The 18,492-nt window shown below is 42.4% G+C and carries 15 protein-coding genes; 11 read left to right on the forward strand and 4 right to left on the reverse strand.

Going from position 1 to position 18,492, the window contains the following annotated elements:
* Positions 1-85 precede the first annotated feature (85 nt).
* A complete protein-coding gene (locus HX021_RS20730) occupies positions 86-3,088 on the forward strand; it encodes a DEAD/DEAH box helicase (protein ID WP_286592521.1) in 3,003 nt (1,000 codons plus the stop codon).
* 93 nt (positions 3,089-3,181) lie between these two features.
* Positions 3,182-3,499: a hypothetical protein gene (locus tag HX021_RS20735; RefSeq protein ID WP_286592522.1), complete on the forward strand. Its 318-nt coding sequence runs from the start codon at positions 3,182-3,184 to the stop codon at positions 3,497-3,499.
* Between the two features lie 45 nt (positions 3,500-3,544).
* Here HX021_RS20735 and HX021_RS20740 read toward each other — a convergent pair whose 3' ends face one another.
* Complete coding sequence (locus HX021_RS20740; RefSeq protein WP_286592523.1) at positions 3,545-4,270, reverse strand: hypothetical protein; 726 nt, start codon at positions 4,268-4,270, stop codon at positions 3,545-3,547.
* Between the two features lie 119 nt (positions 4,271-4,389).
* Between HX021_RS20740 and HX021_RS20745 the strand changes: the two genes are divergently transcribed.
* The 7 genes from HX021_RS20745 to HX021_RS20775 all read left to right on the forward strand — a co-directional run bounded on the left by HX021_RS20745 (position 4,390) and on the right by HX021_RS20775 (position 14,919).
* Entirely contained in the window at positions 4,390-5,628 is a 1,239-nt protein-coding gene (locus HX021_RS20745; RefSeq protein ID WP_286592524.1) for a hypothetical protein, read from the forward strand.
* A gap of 264 nt (positions 5,629-5,892) precedes the next feature.
* Positions 5,893-8,022 (forward strand): TonB-dependent receptor plug domain-containing protein, encoded by a 2,130-nt coding sequence (locus HX021_RS20750; protein ID WP_286592525.1) that lies wholly within the window; start codon positions 5,893-5,895, stop codon positions 8,020-8,022.
* A gap of 37 nt (positions 8,023-8,059) precedes the next feature.
* The gene (locus HX021_RS20755) at positions 8,060-9,133 is read left to right on the forward strand and encodes an HmuY family protein (RefSeq protein ID WP_286592526.1); all 1,074 of its coding nucleotides are present in this window, start codon (positions 8,060-8,062) and stop codon (positions 9,131-9,133) included.
* 21 nt (positions 9,134-9,154) lie between these two features.
* On the forward strand, positions 9,155-13,315 hold the full coding sequence (locus HX021_RS20760; RefSeq protein WP_286592527.1) for a cobaltochelatase subunit CobN: 4,161 nt from the start codon (positions 9,155-9,157) through the stop codon (positions 13,313-13,315).
* Complete coding sequence (locus HX021_RS20765) at positions 13,312-14,010, forward strand: hypothetical protein (RefSeq protein ID WP_286592528.1); 699 nt, start codon at positions 13,312-13,314, stop codon at positions 14,008-14,010. The genes HX021_RS20760 and HX021_RS20765 overlap by 4 nt, the downstream gene beginning before the upstream one ends.
* Complete coding sequence (locus tag HX021_RS20770; RefSeq protein ID WP_286592529.1) at positions 13,994-14,581, forward strand: MotA/TolQ/ExbB proton channel family protein; 588 nt, start codon at positions 13,994-13,996, stop codon at positions 14,579-14,581. Before HX021_RS20765 ends, HX021_RS20770 begins: the two co-directional genes overlap by 17 nt.
* Positions 14,578-14,919, forward strand: coding sequence for a DUF2149 domain-containing protein (locus HX021_RS20775; RefSeq protein ID WP_286592530.1), 342 nt, complete (start codon positions 14,578-14,580; stop codon positions 14,917-14,919). The genes HX021_RS20770 and HX021_RS20775 overlap by 4 nt, the downstream gene beginning before the upstream one ends.
* 430 nt (positions 14,920-15,349) lie before the next feature.
* On the opposite strand, the gene HX021_RS21805 is transcribed toward HX021_RS20775, so the two are convergent.
* The 3 genes from HX021_RS21805 to HX021_RS20790 form a co-directional block, all read right to left on the reverse strand.
* Entirely contained in the window at positions 15,350-15,595 is a 246-nt protein-coding gene (locus tag HX021_RS21805; protein WP_502959018.1) for a DUF4374 domain-containing protein, read from the reverse strand.
* A gap of 2 nt (positions 15,596-15,597) precedes the next feature.
* The gene (locus tag HX021_RS20785; RefSeq protein ID WP_286592532.1) at positions 15,598-15,876 is read right to left on the reverse strand and encodes a Rossmann-fold NAD(P)-binding domain-containing protein; all 279 of its coding nucleotides are present in this window, start codon (positions 15,874-15,876) and stop codon (positions 15,598-15,600) included.
* Between the two features lie 327 nt (positions 15,877-16,203).
* Positions 16,204-16,557: a winged helix-turn-helix transcriptional regulator gene (locus tag HX021_RS20790; RefSeq protein WP_286592533.1), complete on the reverse strand. Its 354-nt coding sequence runs from the start codon at positions 16,555-16,557 to the stop codon at positions 16,204-16,206.
* A gap of 141 nt (positions 16,558-16,698) precedes the next feature.
* On the opposite strand from HX021_RS20790, the gene HX021_RS20795 reads away from it, so the two are divergent.
* Complete coding sequence (locus HX021_RS20795) at positions 16,699-17,433, forward strand: SDR family NAD(P)-dependent oxidoreductase (protein WP_286592534.1); 735 nt, start codon at positions 16,699-16,701, stop codon at positions 17,431-17,433.
* Between the two features lie 398 nt (positions 17,434-17,831).
* Entirely contained in the window at positions 17,832-18,284 is a 453-nt protein-coding gene (locus HX021_RS20800; protein ID WP_286592535.1) for a carboxymuconolactone decarboxylase family protein, read from the forward strand.
* The last annotated feature ends 208 nt before the right edge of the window (positions 18,285-18,492 follow it).

The following is an 18,492-nucleotide window of genomic DNA, read 5'->3' on the forward strand; positions in this document are numbered from 1 at the left end:
CTATTTATTAATTTATTGAATAACTATTGATGAAAAAATGGCTATCTTTTGTGCAAATACCAGATTGAATATCAAAAGTGAAAAGATGAGCTATCTCGATACGCTAAAATATTGGCGCAACTCCTTGGCGGATGCGACCAGACCAGCTATTAGACTTAATGAAGGTAAAGTAAGTTATGTTATAGAAGGAATAGATGCTATTGATCTTGCAACAGGAAAAGTGTTGCCTGACTTAGCAAAAAAAATCATTGACCAGGAGAGTGTCAAGTTAAATGAGCAAAAAGGCATAAAGGATCGTCAAGATCCTGAATGGGTTCAACTTGATAAAATAGCTGTACTGATTAGTCCCTTTGTTATTAACAGTAAAGTGGGACATAGCAAGGGTATCCAGGACGAAAATCTGATGCTTCCTTTTTTGATAAGAGCCAATTTGGATCGTATAGGAGGTTTGTCTATACCTGACGAAACGATGCCCTATGTTTGCCGGGATTATTTGGAACCACTGCCGCCCCAGTCCTTGGACTATGTGTTTTCCTCGGTCGATCAGGTCGATCAAGCTTTTTCAGATGTTTTTGTCGGAACCGATTGGAAGCAATATTACCGACATCTTGCCGATCAATTTTCTGCAATGACCGAGCAGCATATGAATAGTTACTTAGCTGTTGATTATGAGAAATTTGAACGTTGCGTTTTAATCATTGACGAATCGATCCAAATGGCAGCTGATGGTATTGTTAAGCTTTACGACCATCTTATTCATCTCAATATGGAGGAGCTTCCGCTTTTGACAAATTTGGCACGGTTTGATCCCACTGGTCTCAGGCCGTTGATTCCTTATTCAGAATTCGTTCAAAGGAGCATCTTCCACCTAGGCCAAATGGGGTACGAATATCCACTTTCCATTACGCAAAGGCAAAGTTTATACGAGATCAATCGAATGGAAGACGGGGAAATCCTGGCTGTAAACGGTCCTCCCGGAACGGGGAAGACAACTTTATTGCAGAGTGTGGTCGCCAACGAGGTTGTGAAATCTGCAATAAGGGGGGAAGAGCCTACGGTAATACTAGCTTGTTCAACTAATAACCAGGCCGTCACTAATATTGTTGACAGCTTCCAAAATGTGAAAACAAAAAATGAACCGTTATATTCAAGGTGGATCCCAGCTATCAACAGCTTCGCGTTATATCTTCCTAGTACAGGGAAGGAGGTATCTGAGCAGATACCTTTTCAAAAATTAAAGGGTGGTATAGCAGACCGTATTGAAAACGAGAATTTCTTATACAGGGCAAAACAGATATTTATAGACAACTTTCATCAACAGTTCCCTGCACAGAAATTTATTAAAAGCCCCACGGAAATCGCTGGATTCCTACGGGCAGCGCTCCTGGAGCGTGAGGATGAACTCAAGCAGGGGACTACAAATTGGAACGCGTATATAGAGATCCAACAGCTGATCGGAGGATTACAGTATAAAGGAGAAATTAGTCTTGGACAAGGCGATTTTCTTTCCCAGGTCATTACCATCACAAATGAGCTTAAAGATGGCGAGCGGATAAAAAATGAGTATTATCTAAGAGAACCTTGGTGGATCAAAGTTTTTATCTTTTTGCCCTTCGTTGCTAAAATCCGGGAACAACAGTTGAAAGCTTTGTTCCGCGGTCTTAGGTTTGATCTCTCTGCGGTTGATATAAAAAGGACAAGAGACATCGATCAATTTTTTGAATCAAAGTTTGAGCTCTTGCAAAAGATAGAAGACCGGATTCGTCAATGGGAAGCCTGGAAGGAAAAGAATAAAATCCACACAGATCCACCTTTAAGTGAAAATGATTATTTAGCTGTCGGAAATGACAAAAAGCCTTTTTTCTTTGACGAATTGGAGACTGGCCTTAAGAATGACATGTTTTTCCTTGCCGTGCATTATTGGGAAGCACGTTGGCTGTGCGAGGTTGAGTTGGCCCTTGACGAGAATAGCCATTGGAAAACTGTCGACCAGTTTGCCTTAGCCCGCTGGCGGCGTTTTAGCATGCTTTTTCCATGTTTTGTATCTACTTTTTATATGGCTCCCAAATTCTTTCAGAAGTTAAAGTACGAGGGAATGGATGCCAATGGAAGGAAAAAATGGGATAGTGAACCCTTGTATTCAGCTATTGATTATTTGATTGTTGACGAAGCCGGGCAAGTAACTCCGGAAGTAGGGGCTGCGACTTTCGGTCTTGCCAGGAGAAGTATTGTTGTCGGGGATATTCTTCAGATAGATCCGGTATGGAGCGTGAGTAAACCCGTAGATAAAGCAAATTTGTACAAGCATGCACTTTTAAGAAATGAGGGCGACTATAGTGTATTAAGTGATGCCGGCTTTCTGTGTAGTACAGGGTCGATCATGAAATTGGCACAAAAGACAGCACCACATCACGAAAGAAAAAAGCTGTCTCGCGGTTTATGGTTGACAGAGCACCGCCGCTGCTATGATGAAATTATCAGCTATTGTAACCAGTTGGCCTATAAAGGACTTTTGCAACCAAAGAAGGGAACGGCACCAAAGGATTTAGTGTTACCACCGATGAAGTTTATACATCACGATTTTGATACTGATCCATCGCCGGTCAGTAAGGCAAATCGTGGAGAGGCGTCGTTTATAGCAAGATGGATTTCCGAGCACAGTGCACATATCCTTGCTTATTATCAACAGTTGGAGGCAGCAGCTGCAGTCAAGGAAAATCGGGCTGCCAAGCAATTGATCATCGGAGACCTGATTGCCGTAATCACGCCTTTCGCTAGGCAAAAAGTTATACTCAAGTCGGTCTTGCAAAAAGCAAATATCCCCATGAAGAATCTGACCATTGGTACGGTCCATGCCCTGCAAGGGGCTGAAAGACCCATTATCCTGTTTTCATCGGTATATGGTCCAAATATGAAAAATACTAGCTTTTTCTTTGATATGGGTCCAAATATGTTAAATGTTGCGGTATCGCGAGCAAAAGACTCATTTATTATGTTTGGTCACGATAATTTGTACAGAAACAATACGGATCGAAGTCCTTCATCGCTATTATATAGGTATATGAAGAAAGAGGAAGGGTACAATTAGGGATATAAATCATTTATTAGAATCAGCTTTTCAATTTTAAATTCTATCGCTGATATAAGTAGATCAATGTAAATTATTTGTTAAATTAGATATATGAAGAATAATTTAATAGCCATTTTAAGCCTTTTAACTATGGTGTTATCTTCTTGTTCTGGCGCACGAATTGCCACAATGAGACAATCGAAGATGGAGCAGCTTGAATTAGGCATGTCTAAATTGCAAGTTGTTGATATTCTCGGATCATCCTATTCAATTGCGGAAAAGGAAGCAAATGCTAAGGATACTATAGAAGTTATTTCCTACAGGAATTTTCCTTTTGATGACGAGTTCTATTTATTTAGGTTTAAGAATAATAAATTAGAGAAATGGCATCGCGAATTCCAGCCGATATACAAAGAAATAAAGCCGTAGATTTTAATGTTACCTAGCTTTGTACAAAGGAGCTAATCAATCAACCTAGTTACTGGACTGGCTGATGTCATGACCAATAGTGACCCGATCGTCTATATAATTTATGCTTTTATTTTTTTCTTTAGAAAGAACTCTTAGATCTGTGAAATCACCATCCGAATCATTTCCTGTCCAAAAACCGATCTTTCCCCAAGAGGCTTGAAGCAATGGTTTAATGACTAACACAGGAGTTTTGTCCCTATTGATGTAAGTTTTAATGGCTTCTGCTGATACTTCAATTTTGACATGAAACCAGCCATTCGGATCTACATCATGGAGCAAGGGGGCTTCGTACTTATCTGCAAATTCTTTTCTGAGGTATGGCCAATCATTTTTCGGAAGTGCTATATATTGCACAGCATGTTTTCTCCTGATCGGGTCATTGGATCGAAAATTGAACGGCTGAAAGTAAATTGCTTGATATGTACTGTCATTCGTCCCATGAAAAGCAATACCGACAAAACTTTCCTGCAGAACATCTTTACCTTTGACATCGAATTCAATTGTGCCACTTTCGAATAGAAAATTTTTAATCCAGACTATACCAGCATTAGGCTTTCCTTTGACATGTAAAAACTGCGAATTATTATTGGTTGAAAAAATCGAGAATTTTCTGTTTACAGCTTCCAGACTTTCCTCACTTAGTAAAGGCCTGTAAACTTGTTGTCCAAACAGTTTAACAGATAAAAAAAGCAGAACTAACGAACTAATTGTAATTTTGATCCTGAACATATTATTAAGATTTGATATATATTTTTGGTTTCATTTGCTGATTTAAATCTAGTATATCGCTAACTTTTTATAAATTCATTTGCTGTTCAAAAAAGTTCAAATTAATATTCTGCATAAACATGTCTGAAAACCAGTCTTATATCGATCATTGCAAAGCCTTAATTGAAGAAAAGCTGGAGTGGGGAAATAGTGCTGAATGGCAATCCCAAGATTATGACAATCTCAGTGAACAGATCTTGATTGAAACAAGAACGCTGATCAGCGCGAGTACATTGAAAAGAATTTGGGGAAAAGTAAAATATCAAAGCAAACCCAATATAACAACCCTTGATACATTATCGAGGTTCATCGGTTATCAAAATTGGAGGGATTTTGTCAAGTCCTGTCGAGAAATAGCGGAGCCAAAAGACGTTGTTTCATCTTCCATACCTGTAGTTAAAAAAAGTTTATTTAAAATTCTGGCAGTAACATTAGTTCTCGTTTCTTTATTTTTTCTAGTTGGCTTTTTATTACAGAAAAAAAATGCTAGCAAATTACAAATCGATAACGTGAAATTTAATAGCAAAACTGTTTCGGTTGGCGTTCCCAATACAGTCATATTTGAATATGATGCCGTGCAGTCCAATGCCGATAGTGTATTTATCCAGCAGAACTGGGATGAAAAGAGAAGGGTCAAAGTAAACAAGTTTCACCATCAACATGCAAGTGTTTACTACTTGCCCGGATACTACCGTGCTAAGTTGGTACTGAATGATTCCATAGTCAGAGAACACGACATATTTATAGAAACTGAAGATTGGATAGGGGTATTGTATAAAGATTCTATACCTTTTTATTTACCGAAAGATCGTTATCGTCATAACAGTTGGTATGGTATTTCACCCCAAGAAATAGATCGCTACCTACCTGCTAACGGTGCGCTACCTTCATTTATATTGACTCATGTCAATCGAGGTCTTACGGTAGACAGTCGCTTCTTTTTATTATCAGTTAATATTCAAAATACATTTGCTCATCCGGCTGCTCCATGCAGATATACTGATCTCACAATTCTCGGTACTGAAGGAGCGATAATCATTCCTCTTTCTAAAGCTGGCTGTGTTGGGGAGAATAAGCTAAGAATAGGGGACCAACTCATCAATGGCAAGTTCCACGATCTGTCTGCATTTGGGATTGATTACGCTACCCCTGTTAACGTTGAATGTGATGCACGGTCTGGAAAAATTAAAATTAAATTAAATGGCAAGCTAGCCTATGAAGGGAAAGCTTATAAAGGGATTGGGGATATTGTAGGCATAAGAGCCAAGTTTCAGGGAGCAGGACGTTTAGATTCTTTTCAACTGAGGAAGGCTCAATAAAATAAATCTACGTTGCTTGTCCATTGCCGTGCTTTTGCTGGAGCACTGCAATTCCTTCTATCTTTTTGCAAAGATCCATATTGTATAGTTTAGACACGTTGTCCGATGTAAGGGATACTGCCATATTCAAATATCGTCAAATTCATTTGCATTGCTGTAATCAATAATACAGGCCGAGCTAGGTATATTAATCTTTTTTTATTTAAAAACAACAATGTTGCATTTATGTGTTTTTATATTATATTTGCAACAAAGTTGAATTTAGTGAAAAACATCATCTGTCTTTTTCTTATTTTTTGTTCCTGCCTTTTGCGGGCACACCAGTTGCGTATCCGGATAATAGATACCGCCACCAGCATATCGCTTCCTGGATCCGAAATAAAGATAAATGGGATAGATACTTTGCCCCGAAAATATGTTGGTGATAAGCAGGGAAAGGCAATTATGCTCAAAGAGGTTAGTGTTGCCGGAACCCAGGCCACCCGTGATGCCCAACATTCAGTTCATCAGGTAAAAATCCTTGATGCTGCACGTATCCGTGCGCAGGGAGCTGTCAACCTGACGGATCTGCTATCCTCTCAAATGAATGTACGGTTGGTAAACGATAATGTCAACGGGGCCAATATCATGGTGCAGGGGCTCTCTGGTCAGAATGTAAAGATCTTACTTGACGGAATACCGATTATTGCGGGAGAAAACAATCAGCTGGATCTCAATCAGCTGGGTTTGAGCAATGCAGCAAGGGTGGAGTTCGTGGAAAATGCGATGGCTGTTCAATACGGCAGCAATGCCACCGCAGGTGTGATAAATATTGTCACTAAGGCAACCGATGGTAATAAACCGATTGAGGGCAACCTATCCGCATTCTATGAAACAGCTGGAAAATATAATGTGGATGGACTATTGGGCATCCGATTTGGTGACAGCAGCCGACTGTCAGTCGCTTTGGGTAGGAATCAGTTCCAAGGGTTCTCTACAGATGAGAAGCCCCGGAGCAAACTTTGGAATCCTTCTTTACAGTATTCCGGAAATTTGCGCTATTTCAAAGATTGGAAAAAGTTGCAGCTTAAACTGGCGCACAATCAATTTTATGAGAATCAAATCAATAAGGGAGATCCAGATCCTGGATTTCTTTACCGTACCACCAATGATGTCGAATTTATTACCAACAGGTTTAATTCCGTCCTGGGCCTTTCCGGTGAATTATTTGATAAGTTTAAGATTGATATAACCAACAGTTATCAGCATTATAGCCGGGATAATCATGAGTATCTTGTTAACCTTACAGATGAAACCCGTAAAGAATTAAACCATGCTGACACCTGGTTTGGTAGTTATGCCTTTCGCGGAAACGGTAACTATCGACCACAGGAAGGGAGGTTGGCCTATCTGGCTGGCTATGACATTAACCTCAACCGCTCTAAAGGTCAGCATATTGACCCGCAGGGGTCATCTATGGACGATTATGGGATCTACGGCGGTATAGGCTATCAAGTGGTGCCATCCCTGTACATACAAGCTGCCCTTCGCTGGCTGCACAACTCAAAATTCAGTGCAGATCGCATCAGTTTTCTGGGGACAAGGCTACCTCTAGTACCCGCATTAAATATCAAATACGATATTGTTGATTTGGGATCGATCCGTCTGGCGTATACCAAATCCTTTCGTGCACCAAGCTTGCGGGAGCTGTATTGGGACTTTCAGGATGCCAACCATAGCATCAATGGTAATCCAGACTTAAAGCCTGAGCTTGCGGATAATGTGACAGCGTCATTATCCTTCCTGTGGCAACATGGCAATCATCGGTTCGGATTATCTCCAATGTTATATTACAACCACATCTTAGAAAAAATTGAGCTGGTCGATAAAGATCGAACCACCATGGAGCCACATCGTCAATATGTCAACGTGGCCATGGTTTACCAAAATATCACCCGTTTTTATACCTACGGAGGCAATCTAGGGTTTACATACAGCTACAAAAATATTTTTAGTGTGCGCCCCGCTATTGGCCTATTGATACGCTCGGGCAGTAATTCGCTCAATACAATCTACCGTACCCCCGAAGCCAACGCAACCGTCACATACAACAATGCATGGTCGGGTGTTACCGGTTCCCTATTTTATAAATATAACGGGAAGCTTTCGCGATTTGGACTCAATGCGGAAGGCCAGCTACAGGATCGTTCACAGGGAGACTATCACCTACTGGATTTTAGCCTCGCCAGAACATTCGCGACCAAATGGTTTGTCACTCTGGGCGTAAAAAATATTGCCGGCGTGACAGAAGTGGAGCAAACGAATACCGGAAACGCCAATGGTACAGACTACAGTCCAAAGCTCCCTGTGGCACAGGGCAGACAAGCATTTTTTCGCCTTACCCGGCAATTTTAATTGGGGTAGGCACAGCATATTAAAGATAAATGAAATCATGAATGTAAAAAAATTAAAATTCGGCAGTTTGACGCTACTCTTCCTTGTGGGCCTGGCTTCCTGTAAAAAGGACAAACCTTTTACCGAACTGGAGCCTGTTGAAGGTACCATCGTCGCAGAAGTGGGGGCGGAGCTAAAAAATCAGATTTATTTTGATCTCAGTGAAGGCACGACTTTTACCGTTCCTGTCAATGCCTGGGATATCGCTTTTGAGAGCGAAGGTGGCTTTGTGGTTAAGGTAAACTCAGCCAAGAAATCGGGCGTGTGGAATACCGGACAGACGGATTTCAACGCTGTGACTGTGGCATCCACCACACCCGGGGCCTTTAAATTTGACAATGCGGATGACGAAAAGGGTGGAACAGCAATCGGTAAGTGGGGGACCGCCGGGCTGTCCGATAAAAAGGTGTATGTTATCAATCTCGGGCTAAATCCACCGGCATCAACAACCTTGATCGGATATAAAAAATTTATTATAGAAGGTTTTGCCAATGACGCCTATACGCTTCGATATGCCAACCTGGATGGTTCGGATGAGAAAACGGTACAGATCCCCGTCAACAAGAAAAAAAATTACACCTATTATTCGTTTCAGACAAATGGTATTGTCAATATTGAACCAGATAAAGGGAAATGGGATATTTTAATTAGCGGATATACCCGTCCTGGGGGCGGCCCACCTCCGTACAGTTTTGTCATCAGCGTCGGGGTGCTTGTCAATACCTATAGTGGGGTGCGGGTAGCGGTCGATAATCCTGCCAAGGAGCTGGAGAAAACAGACAGTCCCACAGGTGCTATCAACACATTCCCATCGTCAAATAGTCGATACGAACAAATTACAGTGAGTAACTATACTGCCCTACAGCCCTCCGACAAACAATTGGTGATTGGATCGGACTGGTATCAGATTCTTCAGCCACACCGAAACGGAAATTATAAGATTTATGATTGGAAAACCTATGTCGTCAAAGATACTGATGGCCGTTATTTCAAAATGAGGTTCCTGGCCTACAAAGGTGGGCCTAATGTAACGGTAGGTTATCCGACTTTCGAATATAAAGAAATTAAATAATCCTTAAAATCCATCCATAACATGAGGGTGTTTATTAACAGGCACAAACGAAGATTATTGCAGGCTTTGGCCTTGCTGCTAACGGTGGTTGCGCTATCTGCACTGAATAGCTGGTTTTTGGCTCCGACGCGAATTGCATTTGTCAATTTTCCGGAATTTCGATTATCGGCGATTAGTAAGGCCAAAGACAATCCATTTGTACAGACAGCAATATTAGCCGAAGATCAATTGGATAAAGCCGGGAAATATAGTGCAGTTTTTATATTTGGCCGTGGCTTTCATCTTGATGAGAAGCAGCAAGAACAGCTGCGCCGGGCCAGCCGTTCAGGGACAGCCATCTACGTGGACGGTGCTACTGATCCAGCAATGGATTTTACCAATCTGCAAGGCGATACATTGAAAACTGTAAAAGCCTATCTGGACTATGGTGGGGGACAAAATAATAAAAGCCTGCTCAATTATACCCGAAAAATCATTGACGGAAAATCGCTCTTTGCCCATTCTATTGTTCCCCCGGAAAAGATAGATCGCGATGTGCTGTTTCATCTGGATGAGCGGCTGACGTTCAAGAGTCCCGAACAATTTAAGAATTACGGCAAGAAGAAAGGCTTTATTAAAGACGGTGCTCCCGTCGTAGCCTTGTTAACGTCGGTACCCGGTCCCTTCAACGCCAACCGTGATCACCTAAATAGCCTCATCACAGCATTACAGGACAAAGGCCTGAATGTATATCCGATTGCGGCATCCAGTAGCCGGGCCAAATGGTTGAAACAGCTGCGACCCGACCTTGTGGTCCTGATGCCGCATGGCCGGTTTATCCTGGACAGGCCGGACACTACAGCTGCTTGGCTCAGGGCCAATCATATTCCGGTACTGGCACCGGTCAGTGTATTTGAGCCTTATGATAAATGGAATACGGATCCCCATGGCATGACAGGCGGGCTTCTCAATATGTCCATTACGTTGCCCGAAATCGATGGTGCCGTAGCGCCTTATGCCATTGTGGCCCAGTATCGGGATGAAAATGGTTATCTGTCTTTCCGGGCAATTCCGGACAGGTTAGATAAGTTTGCGGAGATGGTGACGAAACGAATAGCGCTGAAACAGAAAGCCAATAGCGACAAAAAAATAGCGATCTACTATTTTAAGGGGCCAGGTAAAAGTGCACTGGCAGCAGCCAATATGGAGGTCGTGAAGAGCCTTTACAATTTGTTGCTACGCCTCAAGCGGGAAGGTTATCGTGTCGATGGGATCCCTGCGTCTGCCAAAGACCTTGACGCATTGATCCAACAGAACGGGGCGGTATTAGGAGCTTATGCAAAGGGGCGCATTGATGATTTTCTAGCGCAGGGAAAACCCGATCTGATCTCCACTGCCGAATATGAAAAATGGGCACGGCAAGATCTGACGGCACAGCGCTGGCAGAGCGTCATCGCGCGGTACGGCCCTGCTCCGGGCAAATACCTGACACTACGCAAAGCGGATAGTAGCTATATCGCTGTCGCCCGCATCCAACTGGGTAATATCGTGTTGCTGCCCCAACCCATGGCGGGCATAGGCGACGACACATTCAAGATCGTTCATGGGACAGATCAGGCTCCGCCGCATACCTACATCGCCAGTTATCTATGGTCCCGGCATGTTTTTCATGCCGATGCGGTCATGCATTTTGGTACACATGGAAGCCTGGAGTTTACACCCGGCAAGCAAGTTGCATTGTCGAGCAATGACTGGCCCGATATGCTGATAGGCAATACACCACATTTTTACCTCTACACCATTTCCAATGTGGGCGAAGGCATGATTGCGAAAAGACGTACCTATGCCACATTGTTCAGTTACCTGACGCCACCATTTATGCGGGGCGATACCTACAATGAACTGGCTTCATTGGAACAGACCCTACATAAATTTACGGGGCTGGAAGATCCAGCCGTTCAGCAGGCCTATGCCAAGTCCATATCAGTCCGCGCACGGAACATGGGGCTGTACAATGATCTTCAGATCCGGGATACGACACGTGACCTGACTATTCCGCAAGTATTACGGCTGGCTGAACACGTCGAAGAAGTCGGATCGGAGAAGGTGACTGCGGGGCTCTATACCCTGGGGGTGCCCTATACCCCCGAGCAGACGAACGCTACGGTTAGGTTGATGGCCATTGACCCCATCGCATACGGACTGGCCAAGCTGGATGTTATCAAAGGTATCATTCCTGTTTCCAAGCTGGAGCAGCAGACTTTTATAAAAGCAAACTATACCAAGCGTGCCGAAGCTATTATCCGGGATTGGCAACAGGGCCGATCCGTGTCTTTGTCCAGCCTTGTTTCACCGGCTGATCAGGTGCGTGCCAATGCTTGGAAAACGAAAAATGCAGGCCCAAAACAGGGACATCATGGCCGGAGGCATATAGGTCTACCAGCTGAGACTGCGACTGCAAGGAAAGCGAAAGGACCTGGTCCCCGAGAAAAAGAGGAAGCTGCATTCGCAGCGGCCGTGTCAGGTATCGAAACAGCCTTGAGTCATTTGGATGCCTATCGACAGGCTTTGGTCCACAGCACAGAAAATGAATTGCAATCTGTCATGGAAGGCCTGAATGGAGGGTTTATCCTGCCTTCTGCTGGTGGCGACCCGATCAACAATCCACAAAGTCTGCCCACTGGGCGTAATCTGTATGCCATTGACGCCGAAAAAACACCTTCCGCCGAAGCATGGGAGGTGGCCAAAATACAGGTTCAATCACTCTTGAAAAAACATCAGCAAGAACATGGTGGGAAATACCCCAAAAAGGTAGCCTTGACGCTGTGGGCGGGTGATTTTATACAGACCGAGGGAGCTATGCTGGCTCAGATTTTCTATCTATTGGGGGTAGAGCCCGTACGGGATGCTTTCGGCCGGGTGGCAGATGTACGTTTGATGCCGCTTTCCGCCCTTGGCCGACCGCGCGTCGATGTGGTCGTACAGACATCCGGCCAGCTTCGCGACTTGGCGGCATCGCGCCTGGAATTGGTCAACAAAGCGGTGGCTTTGGCTGTTGCAGCCGAAGAAGCGGATAATGCTGTAAAAGCCGGGGCAGAGCTTTCGGAAAAGTTATTAAAGGAAAAAGGATTTTCTCCCCGGGAAGCCCGGGAGCTTTCTACGCTGCGCGTGTTTGGGGGTGTTAATGGCAATTATGGAACCGGCATAACGGGGATGGTCGAAAAAGGGGACAGTTGGGCAGATCGGAGTGAGCTCGCAAAAACCTATCTGCACAATATGGGGGCGCTCTACAATAACGACAAACATTGGGCGGAATACAAAGAAGGACTATTTGAAGTGGCCTTGCAGAATACCGAAGTCATCGTCCATCCCCGTTCGTCAAATACCTGGGGAGCTCTCAGTCTGGACCATGTTTACGAATTTGCGGGTGGGTTGAATTTAACCGTACAGCAGGTGACCGGCAATGAACCGAAGGTATATTTCAGCGATTCCCGTAATCCTTCCCATCCGAGGGTGCAGGAGCTGAAAGATGCGATTTGGGTGGAAGCACGGAGTACCATACTCAATCCCAAGTATATCGGTGAATTACTCCAGGGAGGAGCTTCTTCGGCCGAGGTATTTGCCGAAACATTTCGCAATACCTACAGCTGGAATGTTATGAAACCGAATGCGATCGATGCCGCACTGTGGAATGAACTGTACGCGACCTATGTGGAAGATAAATTACACCTGGGTACCAAGGCATTTTTTGACCGTGAAAACCCCTATGCCTTGCAGGAGGTAACAGCAGTGATGCTGGAGACCGCCCGAAAGGGGCTTTGGCAACCCACTGATAAACAGTTGCAGGAAATCACCAAACTACACCTGGCTGAGATAAAAGATCACGGAGCGGGATGTTCAGGTTTTATTTGTGGTAATGCGGCATTAAACACATTTATATCCGGTCGTTTGCAAGGTGAAGACCGCAGTGCTTATCAGGCTAAGCTGCGTGAGGCCAAAGAATCATCCGTCCGGCCCGACGCCAACAAAAAAGGACAGGTATTGACAAAGGTAGAGGAGAAATCTGCCGGCAGACAACAAACGGCTGCTCCACAGCAGGTAGATTCGTCTATTCGTAAATGGCTGATGTTTGCTGCCGTACTGTTCGTCTCTTTGGCGCTGCTGATCTGGTTTATAAGAAAAAATAATAACCGGATACAATGATTTTTGAACTCGTACAAATTATTTTGATATGGAGCCTGCTGAATACCATCCTGCAGTATACGACCGGAGCCATGGCATGGCCTCTGCTCGGTCTGGGGCTGGTGGCCGCAGGATTCTGTTACTGGACATACCCACTTGCGGTAGAACAGAGTGTCCCGCTACTGAAAAAATTGCCCGAGGATCCTGTGTGGCTGCAAAGGATTACGGTACTTATCCTAGCGGAATTAATCTGGCGCTGGTTACTTGTGCATTCCGCATTACGGGCAGCATTGGGCTATCCAGTAAAGTGCTGGCGGGGTATTTTGCAGTACATCCCATTGCCGGGGTTGCCCGCTGCATTATTTCTGTTTCAGGTCCTTGTTTTTTATGCAGACAGCTCGATTGATTTTGAAACACTTGCCATGCAGTATGCGGTTGGGATAAGTGTCAGCCTCATTGCGATAGGCATGGTTATCCGATGGCTTTTACCCAATCGGACACATCGACTGGAACTCGCTCAGATCATGTTACTCATTACGGCAGTTTCTACCTGTCTGCTGTCAGTCAACATACAATTTGGCCAATTGGGTGCTATGGCGGATAAAGTTGCTGATTATCGCCCATTTGCCGTACTCGTCATGCTCATCCTACTGATGGGTGCTTTCGGTTATATCGTGTCAATTATTAGAAAAAAAAGAAATGGATATTTTAAATAAACTCATCTACTGGATTTCAACTGGATTTCTGGTGCCGACGGTGCTGGGACTGGTATTTTTATTCTTTCGTGCCCTTATGCTACTGGGGTCGTTTTACGGTTTTTACATGGACAGGCTGAAAACAAGGCGGCTGGTCGTACCATTGATCAGTGCACTCAGGCCACAAGATGCCCTACAATTGGATACGGCTAAACTACCCGCATCAACTTTTAAGAGCGCACTCGAACGTATCATTGACCACCCGTTATCGTCTGTGGTACGTGAAAAGGTGCTGACTGACTATGAGCTACTGACCCAAAAGGAACTCGATCTGGCACGTACGCTTTCTAAAGTAGGCCCTATACTGGGATTGATTGGCACGCTTATACCCATCCAGCCTGCATTGGTGGGGTTGAGCAATGGTGATCTCAGTTCGATAGCCAAAAATATGCAGGAAGGGTTTGCATCGACAATTATCGGTTTGATTATCGGAGGAATAGGTTTTATAACGCTACAGATCAAACAACGTTGGTATAATGAAGACCTAGCGGATCTGGAGTTTGTGCATGAATTAATAAACGAGCAAAAATGAGTACCAATAGAAGAAAGAGACGCCTCAGACGGACAGATGACGAGGCTTTGGATCCCATTGCGGCCGTTGCGAACCTGTTTGACTTCTCCTTGGTATTTGCCGTGGCGTTGATGGTCGCACTCGTGACACGCTATGGTATGTCCGAAATTTTGAGCAGGGAGGACTTCAGTATGATTAAAAACCCCGGAAAGGACAATATGGAGATCATCACAAAAAAAGGAGATAAAATAGAGAAATATCAAGCTGATAACAGCAAAGAGACCGGATCAAGCAAAGGTAAAAAAGTAGGTACGGCGTATCAGCTTGATAACGGAGAGATTATCTATATCCCGGATTAAATTCCGTTTATAACATGAGTCGAAAACCTGTTGGTCGCCTTTAGCTATATAATACCTTCATCCATGTCAAGGAAATTGGGAATCATGGCCATTAACAAATCTGTTTTTTGTGTCAACATGGTATGCATTGTCCCGGGGAGTATAGCGAGTTGTGAGGCCGGCATTGACAATTCACCTAAGCTTCCGCCACCAAATAATCTATACAGCGCTATGACGTGCTCAGGCTGGATAATTTACAAAATAAAGTCTCCGTTTAAACTGTCCCAGAACTGTTGTTGCAATTCCATTAAGTCCTGTATAGTAAAAGGTTGACGAGGATGAGATTTAAGAAGTTCGTGCTGCCATCAACTAGAAAAGCACCCGAAGAGGTGCTTTTCTAGTTGATCCTGATAGACTTAGGATATGAATATATGAAAATTGGATTTTTAGATTAGTATGTTAACTTGGATATGGCAGTGATATTCGATACACCAACAAAGCGAGCCCCCTGCGTAGCGGCTGCTTTGTTGACATCAACCTTATAAACATAGAAGTTACCTTCGTTATTTTTCATTACATAGTAAGCTATATTTCCTTGGCTGTCTACGTAAGTCTTGTTATCATAAGGCATCTGTGCGTGATTTGGAATACCACTTACAGCAGTGTATGTTTTGTTGATAACATCAATGATTGCCAAGTTTACAATTCCGCCAGATACACGCGTAAGGCCCCGTCTCGCGCAGGAATGATAAGCTCGTTTTCATCTTTTGGATCTTGAGCCGGAAAGGGAGAGGCAACATGAAGAACATAATCACAACACGCTACTGCCTCTTCCCAATTATTGTCGCTGGTGAGATCTGCTTCTATATATGATAGATTTGAAAAATCTATAATGCCAGCTTCTGTCAAAGCTTTGATTATACCATCCTTTCTTGTTAGTGACCGAAGAGTTGTCTTAACTTGATAACCTTGTTGCAATAACTGTAATACAGTATGAATTCCTAAAAATCCTGTTCCCTGTGACCAATACTGTTGTTTTCTTAGCGTTTTCCATTTTATTTAAATTTTGAAAAACAAAGTTGGGGATTATTTAAATACGGAATTTTGTTTTAAAGGTCAAAATGTATTTGTTGTAGAGGTCATTTAAAATTGTTATTGCAAATAAATTAAAAACAGATAAATATCGGATCACTTGGCTAGAATAACATAGCTTACTATAACTTTAATAAAAGATGCCAATGTAAATACAGTCTTTTCTTGGTAGATGAGGCAATCAACGATGACATATAAAAATATTTTTATATGTCATCGTTGATTGATATAGGTTTTGCCCCATTTTTCTAAAGCTGTAAAAATCTCTTCTAATGATCTACCTAGATCTGTTAAACAATATTCGACTCTAGGTGGAATTTCTGGAAAAACTTCTCTTAAGATAAGATTGTCTTCCTCCATTTCACGCAGCTGAGCTGTTAATGTTTTATCTGATATGGGCTCCAATCTTTCTTTTATTTCAGTAAACCTTAGAGGCTGACCAGGCCTTAATACCTTATAGATTTTCAATTTCCATTTTCCTCCTAAAATTGATAAAGAGGCTTCAATAGTGCAATCAACATCTGGGTTATTTTCACAATTTATTGTTGTTCTTCTGCTGTAGCTCATTTTTTTATTTTATTTTTTTGATTTAATGTGCTTTAAATCAATGATGCAAACCTTGGTTTTAGTTACTTACCTTTGTGTAAGTTATTGTTATTCAGATTTTTGTATGTTAATTTTGTGCTGTCAAATTTAAATGTCATAACAATGAATAGTAAGATTTTAATTGCCGGTGGTTCATCCGGTATTGGCTATGGTATAGCCAAGCACTTTTATGAAAAAGGATGGGACGTCCTGATTACCGGTCGTAACAAAGATAAACTAAATTCGGTAAAAGTAGAGATGCCGCGTATTCAAACCTTGGTATATGATAGTGCGAACGAAAATCATCTAGTAGATCTGATCAATTTTATAGAGAACGATTGGGATGGGAAACTGAATATCCTCGTCAACAGCGCAGGGCATGTAGAGTTGGGAGGTTTAAAAGATATTTCAAAATCGTCATTGGAAGAAATGTATCAGGCACATTTGATCGGCCCCTCTTTACTTAGCTCAAAATGTTTGAAATTCTTGGCCTTAACCAAAGGGCATATTTTAAATATCACGAGCAGTCATGGAATTAAAGTTTATGCTGACTTGAGTGCTTATGGTTCGGCAAAGGCCGGATTAAATATGTTAACAAAGATTTGGGCACTCGAATTGGCTGCTATGGGGATAAAAGTTAATGCTATTGCTCCCGGACCTACGAATACAGATATATTGAGATCAGCTGGATACGATGACCAGACTATTTTGGCCATTCAAGAGAGCGAAAAGAAACAAATTCCTTTACAACGTAGGGGAAATGTTGGAGATATTGTATCTGTTGCGGTATCCATTTTGGATTCTGAATGGACTACAGGGGTTATTTTGCCCGTAGATGGGGGAATTTCTATTTCTTAAACCAGTTTAAGTTTCTTTATTGATTTCATTATCAAATTTGTACAACAAATTAAACAAAACGAAGATGCAAAAAAGAATTAATATCAATTTAACTGAATCTGAAGTTTTGAAAGCCATGATGGGTCTCGAAATCCTCCATTCCAGCGTAGAAATAGATTAAAAAGGGGGGTGGGGCAATTTTTTGCAAATGAATATTTATGCTTCAAGGGAGATTTTAAGATTAACTACATTGTACTTTTACTATATATGGTGATAAGTATAGCGGAATCATTTTATTTAGGGAGTTCTGGTAAAATGGATTTGTTTTATGTATCTTATTTTCAGTTAATTGTAGTTAATGGCATCTGAATTGAATTTATATGATCTGTACAAAAATGTTAAATTTAAACAAAACAAAAATGCAAAAACGAATTAATATCAATTCAGCTGAACCTGAAGCTTTGAAAGCTATGATGGGCCTGGAAACCTACCTTTCCAAAGTAGAAATTTCTAAATCCTTAAAAGAACTAATTAAAATCAGAGCGTCACAGATTAATGGTTGTGCTTATTGTATTGATATGCATACCAAAGATGCTTTGAAGAACGGGGAAACTGATCAACGTATTTTCCTTTTAAATGCTTGGCGTGAGGCGGGAACGATATTTTCAGAGGAAGAAAAGATCGTGTTGTCCGTTGCCGAGGAAGTAACGCTTATCCATCAGCAGGGTTTAAGCGATGAGACCTACAGCAATGCGCTTAATTATTTCACGGAAAATCAAATTGCCCAAATTGTTGTTGCCGTTGTGACAATAAATGCATGGAACCGAATAGCTTTGAGCAGCCATCTTCAGGTGGGGAGCGCATTTGCCTAAACCGAGGAAAAGGATCGAGGAGTAGAATTTTCGATCCTTTTTCTATTAATCGTTGATGAGTGTATTAATACGATCAATATAAATATTATATCTCCCTGTTTTAAACTGATTGCAAATTTATTAACATTAATATATTCAATGACAATGTTTGATTTCATACAATATAGGACTTTATAATAAACAATATTTGGACTTCACAAAATAACGG

It is taken from the genome of Sphingobacterium sp. N143, from assembly GCF_030325625.1.
GTDB lineage: Bacteria > Bacteroidota > Bacteroidia > Sphingobacteriales > Sphingobacteriaceae > Sphingobacterium.